The following is an 11,137-nucleotide window of genomic DNA, read 5'->3' on the forward strand; positions in this document are numbered from 1 at the left end:
GGAGACTAAAATGAAAAAGAAAAAAATCGCAACTCTTGCAGCAAGTCTGCTTGTTTTTGGCGCATTGGCCTTTACAGCAACTTCATGCGGATTTTTACCAGAAGATGAGGAAGATAAAATTGTGGATAAATCAGGACTGAAACTCGTTTGGAGCGATGAATTTGATTCTGGAACGACACCTTCGACCAGCAAATGGGCAAAAGAAATCTGGAATCCGGGCAAAGTCAATAATGAAAAGCAATATTACACGGATTCTGAAAAAACAGCCTACATTTCGGACGGAACTCTGAAAATCAAGGCATACAAAGAGAACGGAAACTGGTACAGTGCCCGAATCAAGACAGAAAAGAAAGCATCCTGGAAATACGGCCTTTTTGAAGCAAGAATCAAAATGCCGGCAGGAAATGGTGTTTGGCCGGCTTTCTGGATGATGCCTGAAGACAGTGCTTACGGAACTTGGCCAAGAAGCGGCGAGCTTGACATCATGGAATATTCGCCATCAACTACAAAAACCAGGGCTTATTCAACTGTTCATCACAGTGCGAGCGAAAGTCAGGCTAGCACGGACAGCTATAAGTCTTTGGGCGGAAAAGAACTTCCTGATGCGGCTAGTGCATGGCACACTTATTCTCTCCGCTGGACAGAAGATTATGTAGAAGCATTCATCGACGGAGCTTCAATTGGCTCAAAATACTACAACGATGGCAAAGGCTGGGTAAACTGGCCTTACGACAAGCCTTATTACATCATCTTGAATCTTGCTATGGGCGGAACTTTGGGCGGTGCAATCGACAGTTCACTTACAGAAGCTGTATTTGAAATCGATTATGTCCGCGTTTATCAGTAATTCTCAGGGAGGATTGAATGAAAAAAACAGTAAAATGTGCGCTTCTTCTGTCTTCCCTGTTCTGGATTTCTGCCTTCGCTTCCTGCAGTGTCAGTGACGACAATCCTGCTGCAGGAACAGGACAAAGTTCCTTTGCAAACTCCGGGACAAACTCCGCCTCTTCCGGCTCAGGAACTGGTGGCGGCTCCGGAACGAATGGCGAATCTACCAGTGGGAACAATCAGAACGGCACTTCCGGTTCTGGCACAAACAACGGCAATAACGGTTCTGGTGCAGATAATTCAAACCAAGGAAATAACAACGGAAATTCAGGCGGAAACGATGGTTCCGGGAATAATGATTCCAACAACAACGGCTCTTCAAATACCACAAAAACAATCACGAACTATCTTTTCAGCTCGGAAACCGGAATTTCGGACATAAATGCGGAAATAGTTGACTGGGGGAACGGCGGCTCGCACACAATTGAAACCGTCAGCGGAATCGGAAAAGTTTTGAAAGTCAATGCAGGGAATGGCTGGGGCGCAAGCGCAGTTTGTCTTCCTTTCCAAATCAGGAGCCTGGCATCATGTGAAACACTTTCCTTCAAGATTTATGTTTCTGACATGAATGTGACAAATCCGGCTAGCGACAAAGACATTGTTGTAAAAATCCCGGAAGTCGAGATTCCTTTTGCCCTTTCTGAATATGGAAAGGCAATCAGCGAAAAATCCGGCTGGTACAAAGTGACAATCCCGCTAAATCTTTCACAATGGGCTTCTGTCCGCACAAGTGAAAACAGGATTGCAATTCTACAGCGATGTACGGGAAGCTTAAAAATCACGGACATCGCGCTCACAAAGCAAGAAACGGCATCAAATCCAAATGTGCCACAGGCAGAAGCAGCCGGTGCATACCGAAGCGGAATGAGCATAGTCTGGCAGGATGAATTTGATTCTTCTGACCCAGACGGCACTCCCCTTTCAAGCAAATGGGGCTACGATGTCGGCCGAGGACAAAGCGTAAACACAGACGGAACAAATCCGGGCAACTGGGCTTGGGGAAACGGCGAGATTCAATGGTATTCCGACAATAACAAAGACAACACTTTCGTCTCAAACGGAACTCTCAAAATCGTCGCTAAAAAAGAAAATGCCCCGAACAACGATGCAACCTGGACAAGCGGAAGGCTCGTAACCCGAAACATCTACGAAAACAAATACGGCTGTATCGAAATGCGCGCAAAAATCACTGAGGCACGAGGAATGTGGCCTGCTTTCTGGATGCTAAGGCACGATATTTATGATGAAGGCGGAACAGGCTGGCCGAAGGGCGGCGAAATAGACATCATGGAAAGCTCAACAAGCATCTGGGGGCCGGGAAAAGTCTACGGAACCTTGCACTGTGATGCCGGAAGCGGCGGAAACCCAATCTTTACAAAGGGAACAGTACTTTCTTCGCTTGATGAAAACTGGCATACATACGCTGTAGTCTGGAATGAAAACGGAACAATCAGCTGGTACTATGATGACATTCTTCTCGGAACATACACGGCGGCCGACAAAAACAACAATGCCTGCTGGCCTTATGACGAGAATTTCTACATCATCTTGAACCTTGCCGTCGGCGGAAATCTTGGCGGGGCTGTTGACCCGAATCTTAGAGAAGCCGTCATGGAAGTTGATTATGTCAGATGGTACAAATAGCTGATTTTATCTGAAAGCCCGAAAATCCGACACGATTCAGAAAGATTTCGGGCTGGAATTCAGTGCCTTACTGTATAAAAATTAGAAAAGAAGAATAGAATGCCACAAAATCATGGCAAAAAGGAGCGATTATGAAAAAAGTAAGAATGACAGGATTTTTCCTTGCAACAATATTCTGTGCATTTTTGGGCATGAGTTGCCAGAATGACACCGTTACAGCCGATGACGGAGCAAATATCCGTGATTACAGTACAATCAACAAAGGCTCAAGCGGCGGAAGTACAGGCGGTGGCGGTGGAAGTGGAGCTGCAAGCACGCTGTATGCAAAAGCCGAAGGATTTGACATTGCAGTCTGGGGTTCATGGCAGACAACATCAGCACCAATAGCAGATGTCTCAGACGGTTCTGATGGTGGAGTTCGCATAACATCAATAGAACGCCCTGATGCAGGAACATATATGGGTGTAAATCTTGCAGCTGGCTCTGGAAGTGGTGCAAATGCAGATTTGGATGGAAAAGGTTTCAAACAGATCAAATGTAAAGTCCGGGGTACAATAAAACCTGCCTATGCGTCTCTCTATATTATAAATGGTGCCGGAAATTCAGGCAGCGAAGTCGGAAAAGATAAGAACCTGTCAGCATTTGTTGGAGATAAATGGTCTTCGACAGAGTGGACAGAAGTTACAATAACAGGCTTGAACAGTTCATCAAAGATGTCCGCGGGATTAATTGTCTTTGTTGACAACGACGGTTGTAATATTGGTGACTGGATTGAAATCAAAGAAATTGACTGGCAAGATGCAAATGGTACATCTGTAGTTCCTGCATATATTGAATAACACCCTTTCCTTAGTCCTCTTTTTTTGGCTGTCCGTTCTCCTTAGCGGGCGGCTTTTTTTGTCCATCAATATTTCGGTGCGTTTTTTCGGTTTAGTGTGATTATTTCGACTTGCCGAAATTATTCACCTTTTACGAAAATTATCTCCCTACCTTTTTAAATAGAGTCGGGGGAGAATAGGCTATCAGAAAATAAAGGAGGCACAGGTTGTCTCCATCGGAATTTTTAAAAGGAGGATTCTATGAAAAAACTCTCAAAATCACTTTTAGTTTTTGCAAGTGCTGCCATGATTCTTGCAAACGGATTCTTCGTCTCTTGTAGCAACGGAGATGATGGAGATTCAACACCAACAGTCACCACTCCAAAGCCAGGTGCCGATAACGGAAACAACGGCGAGAACCAGAACGGCAACGGAAGCGGAAACAACAATGGAAATCAGAACGGAAACGGTAACGGAAATGGCAATGGCGGAAACAACGGCGGAACATCTTTCACCGCTCCTGATTTGTCTACATACTACAAGAAATATTTTGTAACAACAGATTCAGCTGCTCCAAACTTTGGAAAATCAACTGACACTTGGGGAAGCGGCTCTGGTTGTGAACCAAATTCAGACGGAACACTTAAACTGACAAGTGCCCACATGTGGGATGCTGCTGCTACAGAAGGTGTTGTTGCTGCTTACAATGATTTGACAGCCGGTGTTCTTGCAAGTTACGAATACATTGTTTTCACAGTTGATACTTCATCTTTCACAAGCACATTCACTTCTGCTGCTAATGACGGCGTAAATGTAAAATTAGCAGGTGGCGGAGAAAAACTTCTCTCTGTCTCTAACAACAGCGTTAAAGGTGAAAACAACACCGTAACTTATTATGCAAAGATTTCTGATTTTGATTCAGTTCCTCAGACTGCAAATCAGCTCGCACTCATCATAGGCGGTTCTGGAACTCTCGTAGTAAAAGAGATTTATGCAGCAGCAGCTTCAGACCCGGCTTTGAAGCCTGTAACAGGAATCACTATCACACCGACAACCGCAAATGTTGCTGCAGGGAAAACAGCAACTTTCGTTGTAAAAGATTCAAACTTTGTTGATGTCACAGCGAATGCAGTTTTCGAGCTTTCTGGAGCAGCAGCTACAGGTTGCAATGTCTCAAACGGTGTTTTCACAGCTGGAAGCGCAGCCGGAGAAGTTACTTTGACTGCAAAATATACTGTTAGCGGCTCAGAATTCACAAACACAGCAACAATCACAGTCGTAGCATCAGCTACCACAGCAAAAGAATTGTTCGCTCCAACTTCAGAAGGATTCAAGCTTGACGGTATTTTACCTCTTGTTAATACAGTTGAGTGGGGCGGAACAAATACAACTCCTACAGCAACGCAAGTTAATGGCGTAGATGCAGTTGTTTGTACAGTTCCTGAAGCTGGAATTGGCGGCTGGGGAATCAGTGTTGCTTGGCAAGGCGGAGAAAACGACAAAATCAGCCTTGTCGGATATGGAAGCATTTCTATCACTGTAAAAGATGAATTTGGAAGCGGTAAATCATTAACTTCTGCAGGTCTTAAAATAAAAGGTGGCGTAGAAGTTAGTGGAACTACAATAATTTCTGCACCAGATGCAAATGGTTGGCGAACAATAACAGCAACACTCGATCAATATACAACAGTTAATTTGGGTGCTGTTACTTGTATTCACCTTGCAGATTGGGCAGACGCTCCTGCAGCTGGTGGTAAACTTTATATCAGTAAAGTAACACTTAATCCTGCAAACTAATTCTTTCCCCCCCCCCCCATCTGTTCACCAAAGGCTGTCCAAACTAAATCTGGGCAGCCTTTTTCCAGATAAAATATGGCGAGGCCTTCATGCACCGCCTCTAACGAAGATTTCTAGAGGAGGAATCTATGAAAAAAGTATTAAAAAATCTTGTAGCTTTGGGCGGTATTTCCGTTCTTCTGTGCGGTTGTCTTTTCGTTTCTTGCAGCAACGGCGATGACGGAGATTCGGGAATTGCGGTCACAAAACCAGGTCCAAGCGGAACAGACAAAGAAAACAATTCTGGTAACGGTAATGCCGGTAATTCTGGTAATTCAGATAACAATGGCAACAGTGGCAATTCTGGCAGCCCAGAAAATAACGGCAACTCAGGCAACGGCTCTGGCGGCGGAAATTCTGTTCCTGACACATCAAATGCAATCGCGCTTCCAATCATTCCGCTTGGAGCACATGCGACAGGAATCGAAGGAGCTGGAATCGGAATCCACCTGGACAATTCGGCATTGAAAATTTCAGGCGCAACAGCAGATTCTTTTGCAGCAAACACATTCGTCAAAATCAAGGATACTGCTACACAGCAGGAAGTTTCATACAATTCTTTCCAATATGATAATTATGGAGCTGGCGAGGCTACAGTCCGGCTTTACATCTTGCTGCCAAACGCAGAGCACACTTCTGTTGATGTCGAAGTAATTCTGAGTGCGGACGGAAAAGTCTACAAAGGAAATGCTGTTTTCGTGAACGGAGAATATCAGTTTGATTATACGCTCACGGCAATCACAGTCTCGGCTTCGGCTCCATCTGTAAAACCAGGCAACCAGGTCAATTTCAAAGTCAAAGGAACTCCTTACGGCCGCGACATTACCAGCAAATGTACTTTCGCAATTGCTGAAGGTGACACTACAGGCTCTTCAATCTCAGGAACAACTTTGACCGCCGGCACAACAGACGGAAATGTTCAGGTTGTAGTTACTTGCGGAGAACTGAGCGAGACAATCACCGTGGTAGTCGCTTCTGATGCGCTTCCGACATTGCTCTCAACCTCAAAAATTGAAGGGGCTGGAATTGAACTTTATATTCCAAAGGATGTCGTTTCAACTGTCCCAGCTAAAGAAGATGTGACTTTAAAAGGAAAATTGACCACGACTGACGAGGCTTTCAAATCTTATGAATCAGAAAATCTTAGTTTGACCATGGTTGAAGTCAACGATCAGGGTGACAAAATCCGAGTCTTCTTTACTCAGCCAGCAGGTTTCCCAAACGGCAAAGAAATTACTGAAAATTTTGAAGTCAAATGGGAAAATGTAACGATTAAAGCAGAATTCTTCGGAAATGAACTGAGAACAAGCACAATCAAAGTCGAAGAACAGGCTTAACGCAATCCAATAAAAAACACGGCAAGCCCAGCCAGTTCACAAATCTGAACGAACCAGCCTGCCGTGTCTCCTGTGATTCCACCAAAATTCCTTACAGCCACGACATAATAAAAACAGAGCATAGAAAGGCTTGTTGCGACAAAAGCAATTCCCTCAAAATTAAAAAGATAAATCAAGCCGCCAGAAATCACAAGAAACCAAAAATAACTCCAAATCGCCGTAAATCTTTTTGCACTTTTAGTCGCGAAAGTGTGAACCAGCCCACTGTCCTTTGCAATCGGGAAAGTCGCCACCGCAAACGCGCTCAAAAGCCTTGAAATCACGAAAATCGAAAGAACCGGAAGAAAAGCCATCAGCTGAGCAAAATGATTCACAAACCGCCGAGGATTCTCTTGCCCGCAAAGAATATTAAAAATCTCCAGAGAAAGCACGAAATAGCACAAAAAATAAATCACGCAGCCAAGAACCGCAAAAGCCCCGGAATGACTGTCCTTTAAAATCTCAAGCTTTTTTTCGCGGCTGGCATGGCTTCCAAGAGCATCGCAAGTATCCATAAAGCCATCAAGATGAATTCCTCCAGTCACAAAAACCGGAATAAGCGTGAAGCCAAGTGCCATAAACAGCGGGGAAAAGCCTTTGTGCACGCAAGACAGAATCTGTCCAAGAATGAACCATCCGCCACACAAAATTGCAATCACAACGCCCACAAGCGGAAAAGCCGCCATCATATAACGCATATTCTTGCCGTTCCAGTCAATGCGAGGAACAGGAATCGCCGAAAACATGCCGAACGCAATAATCACGGATTTAATAAAACTCACGTTTTTACTCTCCCCTATCAATAATAATTTGACAATATACAATTTTAATCTATAAAATGAATTATGGTAAGTCTCTATCACTACACCGACTTTAACGCCATGCGCGGAATCATCACGAACGGCGAAATCTGGCTCTGGAATCTGCGTCGAATGAACGACAGCCAGGAAATGAATTACTTCATCAAAGAACTCAAATCCGCCGTCAAAAAAACTCTTGAACCAGAACAATATGCCAAGCTGGAATGTCTTTTCATCGAAAATCTCAAGGACTTTAACAAACTTTCAAGCTACGCAAGCTGTTTCAGCGAATATTCCGACGACGCGGCTCAGTGGGCACGTTATGCCAAAAACGGCATGGGAGTCTGCATCGCCTTCAACAAAGAACTGCTTGAAAAAATCGGGGCGGCCGGCCACGCTCCCCTCTGCAAGGTCAATTATTCCCAAAACTGCGACGGCCTTGAAATCGTTTCAGAAATTGCCCGCCTTGCCCGCTCGGACTGCAAAAATGACGCTCCAGAGTGCAGGGAAGTTTTTAACAGGCTTGTCACAAGCTCCCCACTTTTCAAACATCCGTCTTTCATCAGTGAAAAGGAATACAGGCTCGTTTCTCTTCCATATAATGTGAGCGAATATCTGGGCGAACCGCACTTTTTCGTCGAGGAGACAAACATCAAAAAATATTATATCCTCAAATTACGCGAAGTCTGCGAAAGCCTTTCGATTCCATACCACGAGCTTTTCACGCAAATCTGCATCGGGCCTCAGGCGCGTGTTACAAAGGACGTGCTTGCCGACTATTTTGCTTCAACAGGCATGAGCGAGCTTTGCGACAAAATTAAATTATCGGAATGCCCGCTCAGGAGATTCTAGAACCGTTAGGGATTGTAGCCCCGAAGTTGCGAAGCGAACTTGAGAGCGTAGCAATGAGCGTGAGCGAAGGGCGGAAAGCCCGGCCCGAAGGGCAACGCCAGGAGAAAAAAATGGAAATTAAAAAATACACACATTACGTTCAATATTACGAAACTGACAAAATGGGTATCACCCATCACTCAAATTATGTCCGCTGGATGGAAGAAGCCCGCGTTGACTTTTTGCGCCAGATTGGCTGGGATTATGCCCGACTTGAAGCCGAAGGAATCATTTCGCCGGTCGTGGGAGTCAGCTGCAAATACAAGCACACCACAACATTTGCCGACACAGTTACGATTGAAGTAAAAGTCGCCGAGTACAGCGGAATCAAGCTCCGCCTCAGCTACACCATGACCAATGAAAAAGGCGAAGTCTGCTGCAACGGTGAGAGCGAGCACTGTTTCGTGAACGCAGACGGCCGAATCGTCATGATTAAAAAAGATTATCCTGCTTTCCATGAACTTCTGACATCTTTAATCGAAAAAAAATAATCAGAAAGACTTTGAAAATAATCTAAAAAAAATATTTAAAAATTCTCTATTCCGTGTTATAATCTTAAGATAAGTTAAAAAAATCGGAGCTTGGGATGAAAAAACACAAGGATAGATTACTTTTCAAATTTGCTCAAATTTTTATAGTTTTTACTCTTGTCGCAATGCTTCTTAGTGGCATAATAACTTTTATCTATCAGACAAATTCCTACAAAAAAGCCGTCATCAAAAATTTGCGGAACATCGCAGAATATCTGGAACTTCTCATTCAAGACTTTGGCGAAGATTTCATATCCTATCAAAAATATTACATGGAACATTTCGCCGAGGCAAAAATTCCGTTCAGTTTCACCGAATACAACGAAGCGCACCGAAAATATGAAAAACTTCTTGCAAACTATGGCTTAGAACTTAAAGATGGCGAAAAATTTGACTTTGAAAATTTCCCCGAAGATGTAAAAATGGCATACTTCACTTACATTCACGAATATTGGATTCTCACTTTTGAAAAAGCACGCAAAGCATTCAATCTTCCGTACACATATTATCTGGTTCCCAAAGAAAAACTATTCAACATGGTCTACATGATTGACGGAGAACGCTCCCCAAAGAACATTTTTGGCGAAAAAAGCACCCGCGGCGATTACCTCTATCTTGGCGACGAATACCACAATCCTTATGATACAACTCCCGTACAATGGGACACCTGGTTTACAGGAATAAAGCAGGAAAATGTTCAAGTCTGGGACAATAAATGGGGTCACACCTACGCATATTATGTTCCGCTCTACATCAAAGGCGAAAAACTAGGCCTTGTCGGGGCAGAAATTGAAGTCGAAGATGTCAACAAGGAAATTCTCAAGAACTCAGTCGCACAAATCGGCTGGGTCGGCATCGTCCTCATCGTCTGCATCACAATCATGCTTCTCTTCATCAGAAAAAAATACATTCTAAAACTGGTGCGTCTCGAAGCAAATCTCCGGGACTACTCAAATCAAAAAAATCCAGAAATAGCATTAAAAATTCAGGAAGAAATCACCGGCAACGACGAAATTTCCTCGCTGTCAAGACAATTCGCCTTTCTCATCCTTAAAATCGAAGATTACATCAAAAGTCTGTTCGACACTTCCCAAAAACTCAAAGATTCACAGGCCCGGGCCGACAAAATGAAGGTAATTGCAAACAGGGATCCGCTCACCGGCCTCCGAAACAAAAACGCTTACGACAATGAAATCATCCGCCTTAAAGAGCAAGTCAGTCTGGGCAAAACAGACTTCGGAATCGCCATGATTGACCTCAATTTCCTCAAGCACATAAACGACACTTACGGCCACGACCAGGGCAATATCGCAATCAAAAAACTGAGTTCTCTGGTCTGCCAAGTTTTCAATCATTCGCCGGTATTCAGAATAGGCGGCGACGAATTTGTAGTGATTCTGGAGCATTTGGATTACAGCGAAATCGACACGCTCTGCATGAATTTCAACATCCAGCTCGAAATTTTCTCAAAAAACATCGATTTGAAGCCGTGGGAGCAAATTTCCGCAGCCCTGGGATACGCATTGTACGACAAAAATCAGGATTACACCGTCCAGGATGTGTTCCGCCGAGCCGACCAAGCCATGTACGAGCGCAAAAAGCAGATGAAAGCTATTCGAGAAGATTAGGGCGCATCAACTTCCTACCGCTGTTCCGTGGTTCGCTCACGCTCATTGCTTCGCAACGGCTTTGCCGCCACTCCATAGCGGGCGCAGCTTTTTATTACTATCACAGGAATTTCTGTCAGGAAAAGCACAAGAAAAATCATTATCAGCGCGTAGGCATAGATTTCGTCATAATTATTGAAATATCCGCTTGAAAACACCGCCTTTCCCAGCGAATTCTTCGTCTGCACAAGATATTCCGTCGTAATTACGATTTTGATTCCCATTCCGACAGCGTTGATGTAAGCCTGTCTGAGATACCCCGCCATGAGAGGAAGATAAACCCAGAACAAAATCCGCGGGCTGAAATTGCTGTTGAGTCTATAAACATCGACCAGCTCCCTGTCAATCCGCCTGCATCCCTCGCAAGCCGCTTCGCTTATCAGCGGAACAAGAATCATGCACGCCGAAATATACGGAACAAAATTGTAGTCAGTCAGTACCATGATTATCACGACCATTACAATCATTGGAATCGAGCGGAGCATAATCATGAGCGGAGAAAGAATCTTCTTCAAAAAAGGGCAAAGACCTTCTGCCACACCAAGCAAAACTCCAAGCACGGTAGAAATCGCCAGCGACACAAAAAGTTGAATCAGGCTTGTAAAAATCAGGTGATAAGTCCGGGAATCGGCGAGCAGACGAAAAAATGAACGGAGAATTTCAAGAATGCTCGGAAAGACAAGGGGA

At 44.2% G+C, this 11,137-nt stretch carries 10 protein-coding genes; 8 read left to right on the forward strand and 2 right to left on the reverse strand.

Translation table 11 applies throughout. The annotated features are described in order from the left end of the window. The first annotated feature begins 10 nt into the window (after positions 1–10). The 5 genes from IJJ71_RS07825 to IJJ71_RS07845 all read left to right on the forward strand — a co-directional run bounded on the left by IJJ71_RS07825 (position 11) and on the right by IJJ71_RS07845 (position 6,523). The gene (locus tag IJJ71_RS07825; protein ID WP_296846273.1) at positions 11–847 is read left to right on the forward strand and encodes a glycoside hydrolase family 16 protein; all 837 of its coding nucleotides are present in this window, start codon (positions 11–13) and stop codon (positions 845–847) included. Between the two features lie 17 nt (positions 848–864). Next, positions 865–2,532 (forward strand): glycoside hydrolase family 16 protein, encoded by a 1,668-nt coding sequence (locus IJJ71_RS07830; protein ID WP_296846274.1) that lies wholly within the window; start codon positions 865–867, stop codon positions 2,530–2,532. Between the two features lie 131 nt (positions 2,533–2,663). Beyond that, entirely contained in the window at positions 2,664–3,371 is a 708-nt protein-coding gene (locus IJJ71_RS07835) for a hypothetical protein (RefSeq protein WP_296846275.1), read from the forward strand. 240 nt (positions 3,372–3,611) lie between these two features. Continuing rightward, positions 3,612–5,147, forward strand: a complete 1,536-nt coding sequence (locus IJJ71_RS07840) for a hypothetical protein (RefSeq protein WP_296846276.1) — start codon at positions 3,612–3,614, stop codon at positions 5,145–5,147. 128 nt (positions 5,148–5,275) lie between these two features. Continuing rightward, the gene (locus IJJ71_RS07845) at positions 5,276–6,523 is read left to right on the forward strand and encodes a hypothetical protein (RefSeq protein WP_296846277.1); all 1,248 of its coding nucleotides are present in this window, start codon (positions 5,276–5,278) and stop codon (positions 6,521–6,523) included. Here the strand turns inward: IJJ71_RS07845 and IJJ71_RS07850 are convergent. Then, a complete protein-coding gene (locus tag IJJ71_RS07850; RefSeq protein WP_296846278.1) occupies positions 6,520–7,344 on the reverse strand; it encodes an adenosylcobinamide-GDP ribazoletransferase in 825 nt (274 codons plus the stop codon). The two genes, IJJ71_RS07845 and IJJ71_RS07850, sit on opposite strands and share 4 nt — an antisense overlap. A gap of 63 nt (positions 7,345–7,407) precedes the next feature. Between IJJ71_RS07850 and IJJ71_RS07855 the strand changes: the two genes are divergently transcribed. From IJJ71_RS07855 to IJJ71_RS07865, 3 genes are all read left to right on the forward strand, one after another. Further along, entirely contained in the window at positions 7,408–8,214 is an 807-nt protein-coding gene (locus tag IJJ71_RS07855; protein ID WP_296846279.1) for a DUF2971 domain-containing protein, read from the forward strand. Between the two features lie 110 nt (positions 8,215–8,324). After that, positions 8,325–8,744 (forward strand): acyl-CoA thioesterase, encoded by a 420-nt coding sequence (locus IJJ71_RS07860; protein WP_296846280.1) that lies wholly within the window; start codon positions 8,325–8,327, stop codon positions 8,742–8,744. Positions 8,745–8,839: 95 nt separating this feature from the next. Continuing rightward, the gene (locus IJJ71_RS07865) at positions 8,840–10,411 is read left to right on the forward strand and encodes a GGDEF domain-containing protein (RefSeq protein WP_296846281.1); all 1,572 of its coding nucleotides are present in this window, start codon (positions 8,840–8,842) and stop codon (positions 10,409–10,411) included. 14 nt (positions 10,412–10,425) lie between these two features. Here the strand turns inward: IJJ71_RS07865 and IJJ71_RS07870 are convergent. Further along, positions 10,426–11,137, reverse strand: a 712-nt coding sequence (locus tag IJJ71_RS07870) for an ABC transporter permease (RefSeq protein ID WP_296846282.1), incomplete at its 5' end; no start/stop codon positions are given.

This window comes from Treponema sp., from assembly GCF_017430385.1.
Lineage (GTDB): Bacteria > Spirochaetota > Spirochaetia > Treponematales > Treponemataceae > Treponema_D.

Bases quoted from the DNA above. Each gene is read 5' to 3' on its own strand.
- IJJ71_RS07860 (WP_296846280.1), top strand. From the start codon at position 8,325: ATGGAAATTAAAAAATACACACATTACGTTCAATATTACGAAACTGAC.
- IJJ71_RS07855 (WP_296846279.1), top strand. From the start codon at position 7,408: ATGGTAAGTCTCTATCACTACACCGACTTTAACGCCATGCGCGGAATC.
- IJJ71_RS07840 (WP_296846276.1), top strand. From the start codon at position 3,612: ATGAAAAAACTCTCAAAATCACTTTTAGTTTTTGCAAGTGCTGCCATG.
- IJJ71_RS07830 (WP_296846274.1), top strand. From the start codon at position 865: ATGAAAAAAACAGTAAAATGTGCGCTTCTTCTGTCTTCCCTGTTCTGG.
- IJJ71_RS07835 (WP_296846275.1), top strand. From the start codon at position 2,664: ATGAAAAAAGTAAGAATGACAGGATTTTTCCTTGCAACAATATTCTGT.
- IJJ71_RS07845 (WP_296846277.1), top strand. From the start codon at position 5,276: ATGAAAAAAGTATTAAAAAATCTTGTAGCTTTGGGCGGTATTTCCGTT.
- IJJ71_RS07825 (WP_296846273.1), top strand. From the start codon at position 11: ATGAAAAAGAAAAAAATCGCAACTCTTGCAGCAAGTCTGCTTGTTTTT.
- IJJ71_RS07865 (WP_296846281.1), top strand. From the start codon at position 8,840: ATGAAAAAACACAAGGATAGATTACTTTTCAAATTTGCTCAAATTTTT.